Raw genomic sequence first — 21,411 nt, forward strand, 5'->3', positions numbered from 1 at the left:
GGTATTGAGGTGGCGAGCCATATATCAAACTCTTGATTAACGGGCTAAAGCCCGACCTACTACAAACAACATTTCTTAAGCGAAGCGGTTAGCTTTTTAAAGGCTCCAGCCAACCCCATTTATCTTCAGTTTCGCCATTGAATAAGCCAAAGAAACTTTGCTGAATTTGCTTGGTGATCTCACCTCGTTTACCGCAACCGACATCGATTCTATCAACGCTGCGCACTGGTACGAGCTCGGCCGCTGTACCAGTCATAAATATTTCGTCAGCCAAGTAAAGGAACTCGCGAGACATGTTCTCCTCTACGACTTCATAACCTTTATCACGCGCCAAGGTGATAATCGTATCGCGAGTTAATCCCATCAGAATAGCCGCTGTGGCCGGTGGTGTGTAGATCTTATTTTTCTTGATCACAAAAATATTGGCGCCAGCCGCTTCACTGACTAAACCATTGGTATCAAGTGCAATACCTTCATCAAAACCATTTCGCTTGGCTTCGGTAGAAACCTGTAGCGATGACAAGTAGTTTCCACCCGCCTTAGCACCAGTTGGAATGGTATTTGGCGCTAAACGATTCCATGATGTAACCGCAACATCAACACCCGCGTCCATGCTATCTTCACCTAGATAAGCACCCCATGGGAAGCCTGCAACCATGACATCGCACTGAGCATCTTTGGGAGGCGTAATGCCCATTCCAACATCACCGTAAAACGCCAGCGGTCGAATATAAGCACTGCTTAACCCGTTACCCAATACCGCATCGCTACATGCTTGCATCACTTCATCAAAGCTATATGGGATGGGCATACGGTAGATTTTGGCTGAATCAAATAAACGCTGCACATGTTCAGTTAAACGAAAACCTGCAGGTCCATTTGGCGTGTCGTAAACGCGGATCCCTTCAAATACTGATGTACCGTAATGCAGCGCATGAGACATGACATGAACCTTAGCATCACCCCAAGGCATCATTTCACCATTGAACCAGATTAACTCAGCTGTTTTAGCGGCCATATTCTTATCCCTTTGCAGATTCGGTTGTCATGTTTGTTTGACCTGCCAACACTTGGCAGTCAAGTACATCAATTAGTTTGTTTATTTGATTAGTGAGTAACTCAATGGCTCGGTCACTCTGCAGCGACATATCGATACTGCAGGTATTATTGTCATTGAGCTGCATCGCCAAATTAGTAATGTTAAAACCACGATGGCGGACGACACGTAACACGCGCTCTAACACTTCTGGTCGCTGCTGCACATTGATTGCGATTGCGTAATTGCTCATGTTTGCTTCTCCATCTCATCCATCATGTCTTGATTTGACGCACCGGGTGGTACTAACGGCCATACGTTGTGTGCATCATCTATCGATACATGCAACAAGAACGGCCCCTCACTGTTAAGCATTTCGTCTAAGCCTGCTTCGACTTCGCTGGCTTGGGTAATGTTTCGACCTGGAATATCAAAGGCGGATGCCATTTTGACAAAATCAGGGTTATCCGACAGATCCGTTTCGCTGTAACGCTCTTCAAAGAATAGCTGCTGCCACTGCTTAACCATGCCAAGCTTTTGGTTGTCCACCAGCAGTATTTTAACTGGCAAGCGCTTACGTTTAATGGTGGTAAGTTCCTGCACATTCATCATGAAAGAACCGTCACCCGACACCGCAACCACTGCCGCATTAGGACGAGCAACTTTAGCGCCAATCGCCGCAGGTAAACCAAAGCCCATAGTGCCAAGTCCGGCGCTTGAAAGGTGATCTTCTGGGCGTCTAAAGTACATGTGCTGGGCAACCCACATTTGGTGCTGACCCACATCACAGGCAACGACGCTATCTTGTGGTAATTTTTGTGCCAAACGGTTCAGCATCGCAGGCGCATAAATAAGCTCACCTGGACGGTCGTAACGCCATTGATGCTGTACTTTTAATGCGGCGACTTCTGCTTGCCAATCCGCTATCTGCATTGGTTGGCTTAGTGCAGGTAGGATCTGGCGCAAATCGCCTGCAATTGCTACCTCTGGCATTCTCAATTTACCTAGCTCAGCGGCATCAATGTCTAAGTGCAATACTTTGGCGTTTTCAGCAAATGACGCTAAACGCCCTGTCACCCGATCATCAAAACGCGCGCCAACAACAATCAATAAATCGCATTGCTGCACTGCTAAATTAGCCGCCTTTGAGCCATGCATCCCGAGCATCCCCAAGTAACCTGGAGTCTCATAGCTGATAGCGCCAAGCCCTTTTAATGTCGCAACAGATGGAATGCCAGTTGCCGCAATAAATTGTCTCAATGGCTCAACAGCACTGGCCATACCTACGCCGCCACCCACATACAGCATAGGCTGTTTAGATTGCTCCAGCAGTGCTTTTGCTGCGTCGATTTGGCTTGGAGTATGCTCTGGTTCAGGCAGTGCTGCTTGCAATGGTGTCTTGTACTCCATCAAAGCGATTTGAATATCTTTTGGGATATCAACCAATACTGGACCAGGTCGACCCGAAGCTGCAATTTCAAAGGCCTGATATAACGTCGGAACTAGCTCTTCAACACTCGTGACCATAAAGCTGTGTTTGGTGCAAGACAGTGACATACCGAGTACATCTATCTCTTGAAACGCATCAGTGCCGATAACGGCAGTTGATACCTGACCTGTGATTGCAACAACAGGCACTGAATCGAGCAATGCATCGGCAAGTGAGGTGATAAGGTTGGTTGCTCCAGGGCCCGAAGTGGCAAAGCAAACTCCCGTTTTGCCACTTGCTCTGGCGTAGCCTACTGCTGCAAATGCAGCACCTTGTTCGTGGCGGCTTAACAGATGCTCTACCGGGCTACCATAGAGGGCATCGTAAATAGGCATAATAGCGCCACCAGGATAACCAAACACTGTGGTCACACCATGTGCGGCTATCGCTTTTATTACTGCGTCGGCGCCCCGTATCATCTGCCCTTGTTCCATCTGCTCTTGCTCCACTACTCAATATTTCGATAACTCGGTGATAGCTTAATGGCGACCCGCAATCATTTTGGTCGGCCCTTAAACGAAACAACCCCCGTTCCTTTCGGAGCGGGGGTTGTTTGCAATCTTAAACCTAATTAGGTGTGTCGATTTAGCATGCGCGGCCCCCGCTGTGATTTAATAATCACGACGGTAATAATCACAATAATAATTTGGGCAGCTTGGTTAAACATACGCGACTTGTATTCCTAATAAGGTGTTTGCTTAAATTCGGTATTGGCCTTCATCAATCAGACCACCATTAAGATTTACCACAAAGCGAATAAAAAACACAATGAAAACTTTTGCATCATTAATCACATTCAAGCTTTAGCCTTAAAATTAGCGCTAGCAACTCGGTGTAATAATAATTGACTGCCGCCTCTCTTTATTGTCACTAAGGTGTTAATCGTTAATGTTTTATTGAAAACTTTATCTGTACTCTTAATGGGAGATATTTAAGCCTTGCCTGCAACGAATAAGCGTCACAGGCAAGTCACAAATAAATTAGCCTTCTTCGACGATACGTTGCATTTCAGTCATGTAACCACGAAGCTCTGCACCGATAAACTCAACGGCTGTACCGCGGATCTCTTCGTTAACTTCGATAAGACGCACGTTATCAACGCCATTGCCGCTATCTTTCAAGCCGCCACCAAGGAACTCAGACGACATGTTAGCAACATAGTCACGTAACATTGGCACTGCAGCGTGGTTGAATAGGTAACAACCGTACTCAGCAGTGTCCGAGATAACCACGTTCATTTCATACAAACGCTTACGGGCAATGGTGTTAGCAATTAGCGGCGTTTCATGCAAAGACTCGTAGTAAGCTGACTCTTCAACGATACCGGCAGCAACCATAGTGTCGAACGCTAGTTCAACACCAGCTTTGATCATGGCAACTAAGAAAATGCCTTTATCAAAGTATGTTTGCTCATCAATCTGCTCATCGGTTTGCGGCGCATTTTCGAAAGCAGTTTCGTTAGTTTCACTACGCCACTTAAGTAGGTTCGCATCATCGTTCGCCCAGTCTTCCATCATGGTTTTAGAGAACTCGCCACCGATGATATCGTCCATGTGCTTTTCGAATAGTGGGCGTAGAATTTCTTTCAATTCTTCAGCCATTTCAAACGCTTTAATTTTAGCTGGATTAGACAGTCTATCCATCATGTGGGTAATACCACCGTGCTTAAGCGCTTCGGTAGTGGTTTCCCAACCCTGTTGGATTAACTTGGCCGCATAGCCTGGCTCAACGCCGTCGGCAACCATCTTCTCGTAACCCAAAATGGCACCAGTTTGCAGCATGCCACAAAGAATGGTTTGCTCACCCATCAGGTCAGACTTAACTTCAGCGATGAAAGATGAGTGCAATACACCTGCACGATCACCACCCGTTGCGCTAGCGTAAGCTTTAGCAATATCGAAACCTTCACCCTTAGGATCGTTTTCTGGATGAACAGCAATCAGTGTTGGTACACCAAAGCCACGCTTGTACTCTTCGCGTACTTCAGTACCCGGGCACTTAGGTGCAACCATGATGACAGTGATATCTGGACGAACCTGCATACCCTCTTCAACAATGTTAAAGCCGTGCGAGTAAGACAATGTCGCACCTTGCTTCATCAATGGCATAACCGTGTTTACAGCGTTAGTGTGCTGCTTATCTGGTGTTAGGTTTAATACCAAATCAGCATCAGGAATTAGCTCTTCGATAGTGCCTACGCGGAAACCGTTGCCAGTTGCTTTCTGGTAAGATTCACGTTTCTCATTAATCGCTTGCTCACGTAGTGCAAAAGAGATGTTCAAGCCTGAGTCGCGCATGTTCAAACCTTGGTTTAAACCTTGTGCACCACAACCAAGGATGACAATATTCCAACCCTTGATATGATTACAGCCTTCACTGAACTCACTGCGATCCATAAAGCGGCATTGAGCCAGCTGTTCTAGTTGTTGACGCAAATTCAGAGAGTTAAAATAGTTAGCCATCTGATATACCACCTTGATTCTGGATATTTAAACGGGCTTGCTCAAGCGCGAGCTAAGCTGTGATTGAGATCACTATAGCGCAAGCTTTTCATTGCTTAAAATGATATATTCGGAACATGACGTTGCGTTTTGTGCAACATGGATATTCGACGCCGACCTAACAGTTACTCACTGTTAATGCTACTGACAGAGGATGAAAAATTTGGATATTCGCACCATCAAACTCTATTTACATCTGTCTGATAGTTTGCATTTTGCTCGCACCGCCCAAGCGATGCATGTGAGTCCGTCAACACTGAGCCGGGCCATGCAAAGGTTGGAAGAAGAAGTGGGTGCCCAGCTATTTCAGCGTGATAATCGCAGTGTCACTTTAACCAGTGCCGGCGTTGAATATCGTCACTTTGCCGAGCTGACACTCGACCATTGGAGCAAACTAAAAACCAAAATCGATCCTAAGCAAGACTTGCTCAGAGGACGGCTTAATCTATATTGCTCGGTCACCGCGGCTTATAGTCATCTCCCCGGTTTGCTCGACCGCTTTAGGCGTGAACATCCATTAGTTGAAATAGCCCTAACCACAGGTGATGCCGCTAATGCGGTTAATGAAATTCGTAATAACCGCGCTGATATTGCGATTGCCGCGCTGCCAGATCCCTTTCCTGAAAATCTGCATTTTGCCAAAATAGATGACGTGCCATTGTCGATTATCGCACCGACTTTTCGCTGCCAAGTACAAGAGTTGCTAACCGAATCTTACATCCCTTGGGACAGGCTACCCTTTATCGTGCCGGAGCATGGCCCCGGGCGTAAACGTATCGATAACTGGTTTAAAGCACTGGGTCTTACGCCTAATATCTATGCCCAAGTCTCTGGCCAAGAGGCGATAACCTCTATGGTGGCACTGGGTTGTGGCGTGAGCATTACCCCCGAAGTGGTGATTAATAACAGCCCGGTACGAGACCGCATTCAGTTGCTGGCCTCGCCAATTGCTATCCCGCCGTTTGAGCTAGGTTGTTGCTGTAGAGAAAAGCGGGTGCAAGAACCCGTGATCAGCGCATTTTTAGAAGCTATCTAGCTGAGAGCTTGTCATCATTGTTCGATTGAGCACGCACGCCATCAATCATTAGATTACGCAGCCAGCTATGGCTGGGATCTAAGTTAAAGTGTTTATGCCAAACCAGCACATAAGCGCCCGGTTCAACATGTACAGGCACATCCAGACAAACCAAGTCATGACCGGGTAGCATATGCATCACGTACTTTTTCGGCGCACATAAGATCAAGTCACTGTGCTGACACAGATCTAAAGCGCTATTAAAGTCTGTCATATTAACCGCTATATCACGCTGAAGATGCTCCAGTCGTAATACATCATCCAGTAGCCAATGCTCCAAGCCACCAAAGGTCACTTGCAAGTGACGATACTTTAAAAAAGTATCGAGATCCCAAGGCTCATTAAGTAGTGGATGCCCTTGCCGCACAAGGCAAACAGGATAATCACGGATAAGCTCAGCGTAACCTAGCTCGTCGGGGAGGTTGTTCATGTGCAGTAAAGAGCGTTTATCCCACTCACGGCAGATGATCCCCAGATCAATTTCGCAGCGCAGCAGTTTATCCATACTGTCAGTCGCCCAAGTTTGGCTATTAATGCTCACCTGTGGCGCTTGATTGAGTAAAGTTGGTACAAAATGCGGAAATACTAATGAGTAGGATGTTTCAACCAAATGCATACGGAACCTACGCTGACTATCAGCAGGCTCAAAGCTATTAGGCCGAGTGAACTGGTCAAGGCGTTGCAATACTTCACGCAGCTCTGGCGCTAACTGCAGAGCCCTAGGCGTGGCTTTTAAGCCATAAGCGGTGCGCTCAAACAGCTGATCATCAAAAGTCTCTCGCAGCTTACTTAACTGCTTACTCACTGCCGATTGGCTCAGGTGCAATCTCGATGCCGCCGCAGTAACACTTTGCTCCTCAAGCAGCACCTCTAACACTCGCAATAAATTGAAATCTAGCTGTTTCACCAATTACCTTCTCACCCACTAACACCGACTTGGCCTATGATAGTTTTTTTCAGAGGTTAGTGGGTCAGTTTTTGTAAATTAAACTAAGCATCATTAGTCTGCCGTCACAGCAACAATCCACGGCTCGAAACGGCTGCCCCAATTAACTTCAACCGAATAGCGCGGTGCAGTAATATCTCGATAGCCCAATCTCGATAAGCCTTTAAGCGGCTTGGTATCAGCCAGCGGTACCATAATGTGATTGACCAGCAATTGATTCAAAGACAAACCATAACTATCGCTATTTTGATGGTAATAAGGCTTGGTAAGCCCTTTGACAAAGATCATATTGTCTTGATCCGCAAACTCCGTGGCAAGCGACTGATAATCAGCAGCGGCTTTAACAAAAAACAGCCTGCTATTGATTAACTTCTCTTTTTTGAGCATCTCCAGAGCATCATTTTTTAGACGAGTATTGTCTTCATTTGGCTGTGTATTATAGCTGGCGAGCGCTTTTTGGTAACGTAGCTCAGCCTTAACAACTTCAGCGTCATGTAGGGCGCCATCAAACTCCAGAGCCCAATATAGCGGTTGCGACTGCACGCCATAATAGCCTTCATCGGGTAATTCAAACCCGAGGGCTAGCACTTGCTCTTTGCTTAAACGGCTCTCTTTAGCATTATAAGGCTGATAAGCCTCGTTCTCAGCCGAAGGGGAGCGCCATACAATCTGCAAAGACAACCCCGAATTCTCTTGTTGCGCGCTACTGTTATAGGGAAGCTGCAACTCTCTTTCGGTTAAAGTGACTGCTGCAGTGACCTCATTCAACCTGTTGTACGCTACGCCTGCAAGTGCCACAAGATTGCTGCCAATCAGCAGCAATAACCCCAGCAATAAGTACTTTTTCATGATGCGCCTCCTTGGCTAGGGTTATGTAAACTACTCGAACGAATGCGCTTAAACACCATCAGCGCTAGCAATGCAGACAAACCTAGAATGAAGAAGAATATGTATTTCGGCATCCACTGCCACCACCAATCAAAGAACTTGGTATAGAGGAACAAGATAAAGAACACGTTGCCAGTATTAGTGACCGCCCCCCATTGGCGCTTAACCCCGAGCCAAATAGCGGCAGCTGAAATGACAAAGCCACTGACTTGATAGACACCTTCAACGACGTCAGCGTCCCAATCTAAATAACTAATATCGCCCCAATTCGACAAGATCAGCATAGGCAAGAACAGCATAATCATCGCCGTCACTCTATAGATGGACTCAAAACCTGTGAACGCTCTATGCGAGATAAACTGCGGCAAGGCGAAGATGATTAAGCTGGGTACAAAGAAGTTTTCCGGCCGCTCACCAAAGCTTATCCAATACATGCCCGACCAACTGCCCAGTTTCATGGCAATAAAGCCACTGAGACTAACAATACCGAAGAATAGCAATAAGCGCGCATTACAGGCGTAAGCTAATAAAAAGGCAAATGCAGACCAAACAGCAAACGCATTGGGTGACGGGGTAATATTAAAGATCTGCCCCAACATCGACAGATTAAGAACAAAACAGGCCAAGCTAACCAGTGCGGCGATCTTGGAGTAATAACTCCCCTGCTCGGTCTGCGCCAGCTTTAGCGCCAGCAAAAATAACAGTACTGGCGCCACCACTAAAATAGCGACCTGTACAGGCGTGTTAATGTAACCCCAGAACTGATAGAACAGAAAAAACAGGCTAGTGGCCATCGCCAGCGCACCTAGCATAGAGGCGATTTTCATCCCCAAAGACAGCTGCTTAGATTGGCTACTGATATCGACGTCGTAAACCTTGGCTAAACGTTGTAACAGCTGGTTATGGTAACCATCAAGCTGACTTTTTTGCTCAACGGATATTGCCATAACGTGGTCATGTTCTAACTGTTGCATCTCTTGCTGAAATGCATGGATCTGATCCACCCGTTGCTGCGCATCAGCTGCTGAAAGCGACTTCTCTTGCATAGTTGATTCTCCTTAATCACTGTTTATATTGCCGCAATGCAAGATAAACACAATAGGAAGTCATCATCTCGGGCTGCGATATCAACAGCAGCAGTAATAAAAAAGTGATTAACCAAAGTGGGATCAATATCACCCATTGGCGCGATAACCTCACCTATACTTTAGCGAAAGGTTGATTAGTCAACTTTGCAGGTGATGGGGTTCCACCGACTTAACCGCCAATTTGGCTGATGACTCCTACAGAATCGAAAACAGGTTAGCCTGAGATGACAACCAGCGTTGTCAGCGTATTTCTGTGGGACATGCCCAATCAGTCACTATCTCCGCTTTCTTGTTTTCCTAGCATTTATTTAGGAAAACACTATGCAATACTCTTCAGAAATTCAGTCTATGTGCCCTATCCAGCGGGGCGATTTACATCCGTCTGCTCCCATTCCTATTGAAGGGCGAATGCTCAACCCTAAAGACGTTATCGCCATTTCAGGCCTTAGCCATGGCGTGGGGGCCTGCGCACCGCAACAAGGCGCCGCTAAACTGACTTTAAACGTCAAGCAAGGGATTATCGAAGAAGCGCTAATTGAAACTATTGGCTGCTCAGGAATGACTCATTCAGCAGCGATGGCCGCCGAGATCATCACCGGAAAAACCATACTCGAAGCACTCAACACCGACTTAGTGTGCGACGCCATTAACGTGGCGATGCGTGAGATCTTTCTGCAGTTTGTTTATGGCCGCACTCAATCCGCGTTTTCAGAAGATGGGCTTGAGGTTGGTGCCGCACTTGAAGATTTAGGTAAAACTCAGCGCAGCCAAGTCGGCACGAGCTACTCCACTAACGCCAAAGGTGTGCGCTATATGGAGTTAGCAGAAGGTTATGTCACTCAGCTCGCACTCGACGGCGACGGTGAGGTTATTGGTTATCGCTACCTCAACTTAGGCAAAATGATGGCACTAATGAATGAGGGCACTGCGCCAGATACCGCCGCAACCGAAGCCACCGGCACTTATGGCCGTTTTAATGATGCCGTAACCACTGTCAACCCACGTCAAGCCTAATAGAGGAGCTAGCCATGAACACTCAAATCGAAACCTTACTGACTGAAATGAAGCTAAGCTCTATTGCAGAAGCTAATGACTTTTGCCTACAACATCATATTGATGCGCCAAAAATGGTACTAGAGACCCAACCTATTGCCTTTGATAATGCCTGTGATGCCTACACCCTAGGCACAGCATTAGCACTGCATAGAGCCTTGGCCAGCAACGATAATTCAGCCACACTCGCTGCCAGTAATATTGGTGAGGCACTACAAGCATTTTGTAAGACTGGCAGTGTCGCCGCCCAGCGCCAAGTCGGCTTAGGGCATGGGGCACTCGCCGCAAGATTGCTGAGCGAACAGACTCAATGCTTCTGCTTTTTAGCCGGACATGAATCCTTTGCCGCCGCCGAAGGAGCGATAAAAATTGCCCTCAACGCCAATAAATCTCGTCAATCACCGTTAAAGGTCATTCTCAACGGCTTAGGCAAAGATGCCGCCTACCTAATCTCCCGTATCAACGGCTTTACCTATGTACGCACCCAATTCGACTACCAAACAGGTCAACTTCATGAAGTCAGTCGTAAGCGTTTTTCCGAAAGCCAGCGAGGGGAGATCTTGTGCTTTGGTGCCGATGACGTACGCGAAGGTGTTGCTATCATGCATTACGCCGATGTGGATGTCAGCATTACTGGTAACTCCACTAACCCAACTCGCTTTCAGCATCCTGTCGCCGGGATCTATAAATCGGAGCGTATCAACCAAGCTAAGCCCTATTTCTCAGTTGCATCAGGCGGCGGCACAGGGCGCACGTTACATCCAGATAATGTTGCAGCAGGTCCCGCCTCATACGGCATGACTGACACTATGGGCAGAATGCACGCCGACGCGCAGTTTGCTGGTAGCTCATCAGTCCCCGCCCATGTGGCGATGATGGGCTTTATCGGTATGGGCAATAACCCTATGGTTGGTGCAAGTGTGGCGTTAGCCGTTGCCGTAGAGCAACAGTTGCATTGCTAAGTATGGCTAACGCTTAGAGTTAGTATCTTTTGTGGGGTTTGTGTTGTATTCAATTGGGTTATTGGGATTACTTAACAAAGGTGGTTCCAATGGCCTGCGGCCAGCGCATGTGCAGATACTGCTGAGGCACGCTTTACGCCATCCATGGCCGCTCTGCGGTTTCGTCCCTGAAACCGAAGACCTCAACCGTATCTACACTAGGTTAGAAAAAGCGCAAGCCTCCAGAAGTAGAATTCCTTTTAAGTAGATTCGACTCTGACTATTTATTCTACTGCTAGTTGTCACATTGACTAGCAGACATATCATTTTCTGAACGACCGCATTCTGTTTTATGCGTACCGTTATGATAATTAGATAGTCGTGTCCATTCGCCATCACTATCATGTTGGGTCATAACTTGAGCGGGTAAAGCAGCATCATCGCTATATACATTGTTAACTCGAATCCAATAATCAGCACCATGAGATTCTTCACTATAAAAGTTCGAATCAATCACGCCACGAACCGGGATCAGATCTTCAGATGTTATGCTATCTGTGACTCCTACTAAATGCGCAAAGCCACTGTCATTCCCTTCATTGAATACATGCTCGGTATAGCTTATCAGCTGATTGTCTTGATAATCTTTTGTCACTAGCGATTGTGTAACATTACTGATGATGGGGGAATAAAGGCATGACTCCCAGTCTCCAACTGTTGAATAAACAGTATTCCTTACCCCTGATGATTCCGCAGAGATGGTTTCAAGCCATTCACTTAAAGCGCAAGAGTAACCACCAATATTTTTCTCTAATGTCAAAGTACTCTCAATATTAACCCCATCTTTTTGAGTCGTAACCATGCTGTTTTTATCGTGTAAATCTAGTTTGGTTTCTAAATCATCTGACATGACATAAGTATTAGAGTTGAAGTTACCATTTGATACTTGAACCAACTCATAACGATACCATTTATCATCATAAGCACCATGGCCGCTATCCCATTGTCCAAGAAAGAACTCCACCCAAGCTAGGTCAGCACCTGGATTTTGCTTCAAAATAGCAAGCGTTTCTTGGTATGATTTTTGTAATCCGGGAACGAGTTCTTTTGCCAGTAGATGTAATTCACTATCGCCCGAAGCAATGTAGTCGCTATAAAGCTCATCAACCGTAATATTGTAGCGATTAGCAACACGCCACTCCTGTTCAACTAAGCGCTTGCTGATATCAGCTCGCAGCGCTTGGTCTTGAAGAAGGGTGTCACATGTCAAAGTAGTACTTTGATTCTCATGTAACTCCTGCTCAACTTGGTTCCAAACCACCGAAGTTAACGGTGTTAAGTTTAATAAACCCTGATCGGTACTCAGTGCAAACTGTGGCGGGTAAACCATAGAGTAAGCTTCTTCAATTGGAGTATCTGGATAGTCAGAATCTACAGCCCCAACAGGCACGTCGACGACTAATGGGACATATTGGGCACACTCTTGATACTTTTCAGGGACATTGAGATCGAATTCGCCCTGCTCTGCAGTCACAACACTAGGTTCATTACTGTCCAGTTGACCATTAAAGTTCAAGTCTAGATATACAGTTGCACCAGTGATATAGCCATCAATGGCCTTACCATTCAAGTTCATGTTGGGCACATTATTGCTGCCGCTATCGCTACCACCACAGCCCAATAAAGTGGCGATAATTGAACTAAATATGAATATTTTTGTACTATTTTCCATCTTGCTGCATCTCATCTTAAAAGTTTTATTCTCTATGTCTTCTTTGAATTGGTTACAATCGCGCTAACAGCTCTTCATCAAATCACGCGTGATATTCGATAGTGAACCAAGTGTCACAATTCGGTATTTAAAGCTAAAGCTTCACGACGCAGAACGACCATAAGCGACAACTTTGCACTCCAAAATCGTCGCGACAATAGCATCAAAACACAATCTAGATAAAACACCTTCGTCCACAAAATAGGCTTGGACCTCACTTTTATTTACTTCTGCTTAATTGTTCTACATCAAACCATTAATAAGCCGTAAAAACCCAAGCACACTATGTAAAACCATGCTCAACAATTCATGAGTAAGCACCTCGTATTGCAACTCATCATTTACATTTATTGTCATTGAAGTTGTATCACGTTGAATTCCCGCGGACAGCTGCCACATAGCTCGGGAAATTAATGCTTTAACACAGGATTAGAAAGGTGAAGTTGAGGTAATGGATAAATATCTAAGGAAATAAAACAGTGCAATTTGTACCTGACAAAACTTTTATTTGAAAAGTGATCCCGTATTTAGTCATAGCCGTATAGCCAGATAAGTGTTTATTAGTGTGGTGTTACAACCCCAAATTAGCAGCGTCAGTTGCTAGCCGCACTAATGATGGCTTACCAATCTCCAGATACCTTTCCCCTCGAGCCTCTGTTCGAGGGATTTTTTTTGCCTACAAGAAAGTGATTGTGAGCGAGGTGATTCTATAGCTGCATCAGGTGCAGTGGTTCCAATGGCTTACGGTCAGAGTAAACTTTCAAATCTAGCGGCCCTTATGCATCTCCAAAAATTAAACACCTACTTATTCCCAACTCAAAACTCTGCGTGAAACACCCATTCCCCATCGAAGTTGCCGAAGTACGTTGAAGAAATAGCCGTAATGTCCACACGGACGTGGGCATAGCTTTCGCGGGACAGGATGTCCCATCGGAAGCGTTAGGCTATTTCGAATAAGTACGAGGAAGACAACTTCGTCGGGGCGGCACGGGACTTCTTTTGTAAGAATTAGGCAAGAGGGGATTGCTGTTGATCCCCTTTTGGCCGGGTGTGGGATGGAATCCAACGACTTTGGTCAAACGGAGTTTGATAGTTAAAATCAGTGGTTCCAATGGCCTGCGGCCTGCGGCCAGCGCATATGCAGATACTGCTGAGGCACGCTTTACGCCATCCATGACCGCTCTGCGGTTTCATCCCTGAAACCGAAGGCCTCAACCGCATCTACACTGGATATAAAAGCGGCACCATCCGGCATCAGAATGATTCTTTAGTAAACTTTACTCTGGTTCCAATTCTTCAGAGTTTTCAACACAAGGTTAGTCACTGCTCTCACTTGCAATTGTGCAAGAGACGGCCTTAATTTTTCACGTGAAAATTAACACATTTACAGCAAATAGATAGTGATGCTAGCGTAGCCTCAAATACAGTAACGTCAGTAAGAACAGCATTTTAAATCGCAAGTTTTGCTGTGATTTATTGCTATAAAATATTTCACCTTTCAGAGAATATTTATGTCCATTGAAGTTTGGTTATCTTTTGTTATCGCCTGTGCCGTACTCACACTTATTCCAGGGCCTTGTGTGTTACTAGTGATCAGTCAATCGTTAACCAAGGGAATAAGAGCAGCTTTGATGTGCATACTGGGCGATGTTATCGGCGGAATAATATTAATGGTGCTCTCCTTAGTTGGTGTAGGTGCCATCTTAGCAACCTCCGACACTCTCTTTATAATTTTTAAATGGTTGGGAGTGGGGTATATGGCTTACCTTGGCTATTGCCAGATAAAAGAGGCGAGAAAAAGTACCACAAACAACAATCTCATAGATGACCAAGCTCAAAATATAGATAGTATGAAAGCAGGCTTTATAGCCTCCTCGCTCAACCCCAAAGCCATCGCATTCTATATGGCATTCCTCCCACAATTTATGACTCCCGGAAGCAATCAAGTTTTACAGTTCGTAATACTAATAGCGACATCCTCAGTAGTTGTCGCTGTTATTTTAGCGGGCTATGCCCTACTCGCTGCAAGCGCAAGTCGATTTTTTCAGCGTAAGGAATCAGAAAAGTACTTAGGTTATGTAGGTGGCAGCTTTTTAATTAGCGGCAGTGCCTATATGGCAACAGCAGTGAAATGATCAAGCGCGGTTTATGTAGTATTTTTTCCCTGCTCAAATCTCTGCGTGAAAAACCCATTCCCCATCGAAGTTGCCGAAGTACGTTGAAGATTTTTTACAAATTTAAGGCCGTAATGCCCACACGGTTTTTCTCAGGCATCCAGCCTATCAGAGTCGGGCATAGCTTTCGCGGGACAGGATGTCCCATCGGAATCGTTAGGCTATTTCGAATAAGTACGAGGCCTGTACTCAACGCATGTAACTTCGTCCGGGCGGCACGGGACTTCTTTTGTAAGAATTAGACAAGAGGAGTTTGCTGTAGATCCCCTTTTGGCCGGGTGTGGGATGGAATCCCACGACATTAGTCAGGCGCAGCCTGATAAAAGCAAACCCAAAGTATGAATTTACTGCCAAAACCAACCCAAAAACCACCAAAATTCAAAACTTTGGCTAGGCTTAAGCAAACCTCCCCTTACTCATAAAACAAAAGGATTTGTTTATGGCACTCGCCTGTGTTGCAACCCGTGCAAGTAGCGGCGTCGACGCCCCTGCGGTTACCGTTGAAGTGCACCTCAGCAACGGCTTACCCGCATTCTCACTGGTAGGGTTGCCCGAGGCTTCGGTCAAAGAAGCCAAAGAGCGAGTTCGCAGCGCATTGATAAACGCAGGCTTCGAGTTCCCGATGCGCAGGATAACCGTCAACCTCGCCCCAGCTGATCTGCCAAAACAAGGGGGCCGCTATGATCTTCCTATCGCTATTGGCATTCTTGCCGCATCAAAACAGATCCCACCACAATCGATTGAGCAACATGAGTTCGTCGGCGAGTTAGCACTTTCAGGCCATGTGCGTGGTTGCCAAGGCATATTGCCAGTCATCGTTGCGGCAAGCCAAGTCAATAGCCGCTTAGTGCTGCCCATTGATAACCGCGCCGATGCTGAACTCGTTGGCTATCAACAAGTACTGTTTGCCACCCATTTACAATCTTTAGCTGCCTATCTCCATGGACAGTCAGAGTTGCCCGGTATTGACCTTGGCTTAGAGTGGATAACACCGGCTTCAAATAATGAAGCTAATACTCACTGCCTTAGCGAAGTGGTTGGCCAGCAACATGCAAAAATGGCGCTAGAGATTGCAGCCGCCGGCGGACATAACCTGATGATGCTCGGACCACCTGGCACAGGCAAAACCATGCTGGCTACGCGCATGATGCAGCTACTACCGCCACTTGATTATACCGAAGCGCTTGAGGTGGCTTCGATTCACTCTGTTGCTGGGCAGAACATGTTACCGCAGCAATTTTACCAGCGGCCTTTTAGAAGCCCACACCATACGAGTTCGGCAATATCATTGGTGGGTGGTGGCGCTATTCCCAAACCCGGGGAGATCTCCCTTGCCCATCGCGGTGTGTTGTTTCTTGATGAGGTGGCCGAGTTTCCACGCAAGGTACTAGACTGCTTACGTGAACCAATGGAGACCGGTGAGGTGAGCATCTCCCGCGCGGCAGCTAAACTCAATTTTTTGTGCCGCTTTCAATTAGTGGCGGCAATGAACCCGAGCCCATGTGGTGATGTCGATAACGCCAGAGCCAGTAATGAACAGATCCTGCGGTACCTTTCTAAGCTTTCAGGGCCATTTTTAGACCGTTTTGATTTAACCATTGATGTGCCTAAACTGCCACTTGGCGCTTTAAATAGCTGTGACACCCAAGCTGAAACTAGCGCTGTTATCGCCCAACGAGTACATGCTGCAAGAGAGATACAATTAGCCCGTTCAGGTACTCTCAATAGCGAACTGACTGGCAAGCAACTCAAAGAGGAAGGCAGATTTAATGCAGAAGATCTGTTGTTTCTAGAGGAGAGCGTCAATAAACTCGGTTTATCGGTACGTAGTTACCATCGACTGCAACGAGTAGCCCGCACCATCGCGGATCTACAACAGCAACAAGATGTATCTCGTCCACATATTGCCCAAGCACTAGGTTACCGCGCTATAGATCGGCTGCTGGCTAGCTTGAAGCAGTATTAAATTGAGTTAATAGAACACATTGTTCGCTGCTTTTAGCAGCAAAAATTAACATCTAGATTGAGACAAATCCCGACAACGAGTACTATAGGTCTCCGTTTTTTATCTTGGGGTTGTTAATGGGCGCGATAGTGTCACGCATTAAGGGAAGCTTAGCGTTCTTCTGTTACTTTATTAATACTATTTTTTGGGTTACTCCCATTTTAGTCGTTAGTATTTTTAAGCTAATCCCACTCAACTTCACGCGTACAGCTTGCACCTATTTTCTTGATTTTTGCGCCAGTTCTTGGATCCGCTGTAATGGCGTTATTGAAGATACTTTTCATCGAGTGACCATTGATGTGCAAGGTGATGCACAACTATCAACCAAAGAGTGGTACATGGTAATCGCAAACCATCAGTCTTGGGTCGATATTCTAATTTTACAGCGAGTGCTTAACGGCAAAATTCCATTTCTGAAGTTTTTCTTGAAGCAGCAACTGATTTTTGTGCCAATTTTAGGGCTGGCATGGTGGGCGCTCGATTTTCCTTTTATGCGCCGCTATAGCAATGCCCAACTGCGTAAAAATCCGAAACTACGTGGTAAAGACATAGAGATCACCCGTAAAGCCTGCGCTAAATTTAAAAATAAACCAGTCAGCGTAATGAATTTTGTCGAAGGCACACGCTTCCATCCAGGAAAGCATAAGAAGCAAAGCTCGCCCTTTACTCACTTGCTTAAACCTAAGGCTGGCGGTATGGCTTTTGCGTTATCGGCAATGGGCGACCACATTCATAAGCTCGTAAATGTGTCTATCTACTACCCAGGAAAAGTGCCAACTTATTGGGAGTTTATTAGTGGTCAAGTAGATGACATTAAGGTGCATATAGAGGTCAGTGAAATTGGTGAATCACTGCGTGGCGATTACATTAAAGATCGTGAATTTAAAATTGGGTTTCAGAATCAACTGAACCAGATTTGGCAACAAAAAGATCAGGTGCTTACCCAGTTAGCACAAGCAGATACAAGCAGCAAAGAGGCTTAAGCACAATGTTGAATTTTTTACCCGGCTCACTGTTATATTTTATGAGCACCGCTCTATTAATCATCAACACGGTTTTATGGGCCTCACTTATTTCTATTGGTGGGATAATTAAACTTGTGGTGCCTTTTACCGTAGGTCGCAACGCATTGACTCATTTGATGAATCGCTTTATGTGGGCTTGGGCAACCTGTAACGGTGGGATCCTCAACCTACTTGCTGATATCGAATGGGATATTGAAGGCTTAGAGAACCTTGATAAGAAAAGCTGGTACCTACTGATTAGCAATCATTTAAGTGGTTTTGACATTGCAGCACAAACCTATGTATTGCGTAACCATATCCCTATGCTTAAGTTCTTTTTAAAGCGCGAGCTGATGTACGTCCCTTTTCTTGGTTTAGGTTGCTGGGCACTTGATATGCCGTTTATGAGCCGAACCAGCCCGGCTAAATTAAAGAAAAACCCTAAGCTCAAAGGTAAGGACTTAGAAAGCACCCGCAAAGCCTGTGAGAAGTTCCGCTTTATGCCGACCTCAATCATTAACTATGTTGAAGGCAGCCGATTTACTGAAGAGAAACATCGACGTCAAGATTCACCTTACCGCTACTTGTTACGTCCTAAAGCTGGCGGTATCGCCTTTGCGTTATCGGCAATGGGCGAACAGTTTACCAACGTGCTTAACGTAACGGTGCTCTATCCTGAAGTGTTTAAAAAAGATGCCTTGTACGAAGTGATGCATGGCCGCTTGAGAAAAATTGTAGTGCGTGTGAAGGTGCTGCCTGTGCCTGAAGTAGACAATAAACGCTATTTTTCAGAGTCGAGTTACCGTGTTGAGTTCCAGCGCTGGTTGAATCAACTTTGGCTGGAAAAGGATGAAGAGATCCATCAGCTGATGATAAAACATGGTGCACCAACCGAACCGGCAAAAGAGACAGAAACAGCTAACTAACTGCTAGGTTGTTTTAACCAGTAACAGCGCACTCAATACAGTGCGCTTTTTTAATTCAACTCTCAAACTCAGACTCATTTTTATCATTACCCCGCCGCTTAAACTGCTTTACAAGCAGTTACTCACTGTCATCAATAATTCATCTAATGCTCGTCACTGAAAAAATTAAAAATATTTGCTCACATCATCAATAACTTGAATATTCAAAAAAGTAGCCCGTGATTGCGCTTAAGCTTGTCCGTTATCTCATAACTCATATTTCACGCATTCGAGGACTAGACACTTATACTTTAGGCTTATATATTGAGTCACCATTAACATCTTAATTACATATGTATGCTCGGAGTGCTAATTATGTCGTTCAACAGACTAAGGACTAACAATGGCTTTATGGTCTCTTTATTAGTATTATTTTCTTTAACTGCATGTAGTACTGCTCCCACAAGGCAAAGTAATCAACCTATTTTGCAGCTTAATAGCACGGATTTCGCTAAATATTGGGTGACAAAAGATAAGCTCATTGATTGGCGTAAGGCTCTACCAGCAGAGTTGCACAATGATTCCAAAGAAAATACCACTCAATATAAAGCATCATTTGTAGTCAACAGTCATGGTCAAATGACCCAGTTAGAGATTATTAATAGTGTAACTGGCGAGCTGTTAGAGCAAGCTGCTTTGGCGGAAATATCTAGCCAAGAGTTTTACCCTACCGCACAAAATAGTGCGCTGCAGGCAGTGCGGATAAATACCAGCTTTCGATTATAGTATTGGCTTTTAGAATGTTATTAAAAGCACAAAAAAGCTCCTTTAAGGAGCTTTTTTATGCCGAAAAGGAGAGATTATACTCGACGTTCTACCAATTTAACCCAACCATCAGGCCCCGCAATATGGCCTTTTTGGATCTCAGTCAATACTTTATAAATGCGCTTGGTATGCTCGCCAACATTGCCATCACCTACCGTAACCACACGATTATCTTCAAAGATATATGAGCCTACTGGTGATACCACTGCCGCAGTACCAAAGCCACCCGCTTCAATAATTTCGCCAGATTCTATATCAGCAATAAATTTATCTAACATCACTGTTTCTTGGCGAACTTCACAGCCTAGTATTTCACCTAAATCGAGAATAGATTGCGAGGTAATCGACTTCAAAATGGTGTCAGTAAACTTAGGGATGATAATGCTGCCATCTCTAAGCACATGGAAATGGTTCATCGCGCCCACTTCCTCAATCTGCTTGTTGTTAGCATCTAAATACAGTACTTGCGCTGCGCCATACTCTGCCGCCGCTTTACCCGCCTTAAGTGAAGCAGCATAGTTACCCGCCGCTTTCGATGCGCCAGTACCACCCGATACAGCGCGGTGGAAGCGTTCACTGATCAGCAGACGAATAGCCTTATCAAAACCATCAGTATAGTAAGGACCACTAGGGCTGAGCATCACACAGAAAGTGTATTGTTCACTGGGGCTCACAGATAATCGATCTTCAGTAGCAAATACAAAAGGACGAATATAGAGGCAGGCATCTTCCTGCATCGGGAACCATAAACGATCAACATCAATCAATGCGTTAATGGCTTCAATTTGTAACGTTTCAGGAATTGCAGGAATACAGATAATGTCTGCTGAGCGGTTTAAACGCTCGGCATTTTTATCGATTCGGAAGGTATAGATTTCGCCATCTTCATGCTGAAAGGCTTTAGCACCTTCAAACACTGATTGGCCATAATGCAACGCAATTGCTCCCGGCGCCACTTCAAACGGGCCGTATGGCACCACTCTTGGATCACACCACTGCCCATCACGGTAATCCATTAAAAACATATGGTCAGTTCTGAGGTTACCAAAGCCAACATTTGTGGTCGGTTTGAACTGCTCTGTACGGCGCTCTGACGCAGGTTTTAAATTATAGTTTATTTGCATTGCATACCACCTTGAATACTGACTGAGCAGCCTATGCAGTGGTCACAAAAAAGTCAAGTGAAACGCGGGCTGGCATCAATAATTTCAGTGCAAAAATGCAATTCAACTGCCATTGAAATTGACGACCCAACCAGCTTATTCTCACTCATATGGCAGGCTGACGACAATCGTTCAGTTTTCCAATGGCTAAACAGGTATCGCAACTGCGAATTTTTCCAGGGCCTTTATCTAGGAAGGCACTAATTCTGTTACTCAAGCCTTGCATCATCTCTTGGGTAATAGGCTTACGCCACTGATAGTGATTCATCAAGCGGCTGACATGGCGATAAGCCAAGATATCTTCGTTTGTAAAATACTGCTCATCCATCAATTTACTTTCATATGAGGATGTTGCCCCCGCAAGAAAGAAATACAGCGCTTGGCTTAAGTCTCTTATATCGGCATCAGTCGCCTTCAAATCACCATTGATGACCGCATCTTCTAATGGCCGTTTAATCCGACTCCAAAATAGATTAACTCTATTTCTTAATACCTCTATTTTATCTGAGCTGGCTAACTGCCAAAACATACTATTAATAGATACAAC

General features: G+C 45.4%; 17 protein-coding genes, 1 pseudogene and 1 riboswitch. Of the genes and pseudogenes, 8 read left to right on the forward strand and 10 right to left on the reverse strand.

Annotated features, from left to right (window positions below):
• Positions 1 to 88: 88 nt before the first annotated feature.
• The 4 genes from K5R16_RS16090 to ilvC form a co-directional block, all read right to left on the reverse strand.
• Positions 89 to 1,018 carry a branched-chain amino acid transaminase gene (locus tag K5R16_RS16090; protein WP_220738555.1) on the reverse strand — a complete coding sequence of 310 codons (930 nt, stop codon included), beginning with the start codon at positions 1,016 to 1,018 and terminating at the stop codon, positions 89 to 91.
• A gap of 4 nt (positions 1,019 to 1,022) precedes the next feature.
• Complete coding sequence (ilvM, locus tag K5R16_RS16095) at positions 1,023 to 1,289, reverse strand: acetolactate synthase 2 small subunit (protein WP_220738556.1); 267 nt, start codon at positions 1,287 to 1,289, stop codon at positions 1,023 to 1,025.
• Positions 1,286 to 2,959: an acetolactate synthase 2 catalytic subunit gene (gene ilvG, locus K5R16_RS16100; protein ID WP_220738557.1), complete on the reverse strand. Its 1,674-nt coding sequence runs from the start codon at positions 2,957 to 2,959 to the stop codon at positions 1,286 to 1,288. Before ilvG ends, ilvM begins: the two co-directional genes overlap by 4 nt.
• 546 nt (positions 2,960 to 3,505) lie before the next feature.
• Positions 3,506 to 4,987, reverse strand: coding sequence for a ketol-acid reductoisomerase (gene ilvC, locus K5R16_RS16105; protein WP_220738558.1), 1,482 nt, complete (start codon positions 4,985 to 4,987; stop codon positions 3,506 to 3,508).
• Between the two features lie 202 nt (positions 4,988 to 5,189).
• Between ilvC and ilvY the strand changes: the two genes are divergently transcribed.
• Positions 5,190 to 6,062: an HTH-type transcriptional activator IlvY gene (gene ilvY, locus K5R16_RS16110; RefSeq protein ID WP_020910573.1), complete on the forward strand. Its 873-nt coding sequence runs from the start codon at positions 5,190 to 5,192 to the stop codon at positions 6,060 to 6,062.
• Here the strand turns inward: ilvY and K5R16_RS16115 are convergent.
• The 3 genes from K5R16_RS16115 to K5R16_RS16125 form a co-directional block, all read right to left on the reverse strand.
• Entirely contained in the window at positions 6,055 to 7,011 is a 957-nt protein-coding gene (locus K5R16_RS16115) for a LysR family transcriptional regulator (RefSeq protein ID WP_220738559.1), read from the reverse strand. The two genes, ilvY and K5R16_RS16115, sit on opposite strands and share 8 nt — an antisense overlap.
• A gap of 90 nt (positions 7,012 to 7,101) precedes the next feature.
• Positions 7,102 to 7,896 (reverse strand): DUF4824 family protein, encoded by a 795-nt coding sequence (locus K5R16_RS16120; protein ID WP_220738560.1) that lies wholly within the window; start codon positions 7,894 to 7,896, stop codon positions 7,102 to 7,104.
• Positions 7,893 to 8,981 carry a DUF2157 domain-containing protein gene (locus tag K5R16_RS16125; RefSeq protein ID WP_220738561.1) on the reverse strand — a complete coding sequence of 363 codons (1,089 nt, stop codon included), beginning with the start codon at positions 8,979 to 8,981 and terminating at the stop codon, positions 7,893 to 7,895. The genes K5R16_RS16120 and K5R16_RS16125 overlap by 4 nt, the downstream gene beginning before the upstream one ends.
• A 182-nt stretch (positions 8,982 to 9,163) precedes the next feature.
• Positions 9,164 to 9,228, forward strand: a riboswitch (Fluoride riboswitch).
• Positions 9,229 to 9,344: 116 nt separating this feature from the next.
• Between K5R16_RS16125 and K5R16_RS16130 the strand changes: the two genes are divergently transcribed.
• A complete protein-coding gene (locus K5R16_RS16130; protein ID WP_220738562.1) occupies positions 9,345 to 10,037 on the forward strand; it encodes an iron-sulfur cluster assembly scaffold protein in 693 nt (230 codons plus the stop codon).
• 14 nt (positions 10,038 to 10,051) lie between these two features.
• Positions 10,052 to 11,038: a GGGtGRT protein gene (locus K5R16_RS16135; RefSeq protein ID WP_220738563.1), complete on the forward strand. Its 987-nt coding sequence runs from the start codon at positions 10,052 to 10,054 to the stop codon at positions 11,036 to 11,038.
• A 274-nt stretch (positions 11,039 to 11,312) separates the two neighbouring features.
• Here the strand turns inward: K5R16_RS16135 and K5R16_RS16140 are convergent, their stop codons facing one another.
• A complete protein-coding gene (locus tag K5R16_RS16140; protein WP_220738564.1) occupies positions 11,313 to 12,749 on the reverse strand; it encodes a hypothetical protein in 1,437 nt (478 codons plus the stop codon).
• Positions 12,750 to 14,299: 1,550 nt separating this feature from the next.
• On the opposite strand from K5R16_RS16140, the gene K5R16_RS16145 reads away from it, so the two are divergent.
• From K5R16_RS16145 to K5R16_RS16165, 5 genes are all read left to right on the forward strand, one after another.
• Complete coding sequence (locus K5R16_RS16145) at positions 14,300 to 14,923, forward strand: LysE family translocator (protein ID WP_220738565.1); 624 nt, start codon at positions 14,300 to 14,302, stop codon at positions 14,921 to 14,923.
• A 478-nt stretch (positions 14,924 to 15,401) separates the two neighbouring features.
• Positions 15,402 to 16,928, forward strand: coding sequence for a YifB family Mg chelatase-like AAA ATPase (locus K5R16_RS16150; protein WP_220738566.1), 1,527 nt, complete (start codon positions 15,402 to 15,404; stop codon positions 16,926 to 16,928).
• 116 nt (positions 16,929 to 17,044) lie between these two features.
• Complete coding sequence (locus K5R16_RS16155) at positions 17,045 to 17,950, forward strand: acyltransferase (protein WP_220738567.1); 906 nt, start codon at positions 17,045 to 17,047, stop codon at positions 17,948 to 17,950.
• A 5-nt stretch (positions 17,951 to 17,955) separates the two neighbouring features.
• Complete coding sequence (locus K5R16_RS16160) at positions 17,956 to 18,897, forward strand: acyltransferase (RefSeq protein ID WP_220738568.1); 942 nt, start codon at positions 17,956 to 17,958, stop codon at positions 18,895 to 18,897.
• A gap of 354 nt (positions 18,898 to 19,251) precedes the next feature.
• The gene (locus tag K5R16_RS16165) at positions 19,252 to 19,662 is read left to right on the forward strand and encodes an energy transducer TonB (protein WP_220738569.1); all 411 of its coding nucleotides are present in this window, start codon (positions 19,252 to 19,254) and stop codon (positions 19,660 to 19,662) included.
• A gap of 74 nt (positions 19,663 to 19,736) precedes the next feature.
• On the opposite strand, the gene K5R16_RS16170 is transcribed toward K5R16_RS16165, so the two are convergent.
• Complete coding sequence (locus K5R16_RS16170) at positions 19,737 to 20,825, reverse strand: branched-chain amino acid aminotransferase (protein WP_220738570.1); 1,089 nt, start codon at positions 20,823 to 20,825, stop codon at positions 19,737 to 19,739.
• A gap of 145 nt (positions 20,826 to 20,970) precedes the next feature.
• Positions 20,971 to 21,411, reverse strand: a pseudogene (locus K5R16_RS16175) (TetR/AcrR family transcriptional regulator); the annotation flags it as partial.

Source organism: Shewanella sp. c952 (genome assembly GCF_019654975.1).
GTDB lineage: Bacteria > Pseudomonadota > Gammaproteobacteria > Enterobacterales > Shewanellaceae > Shewanella.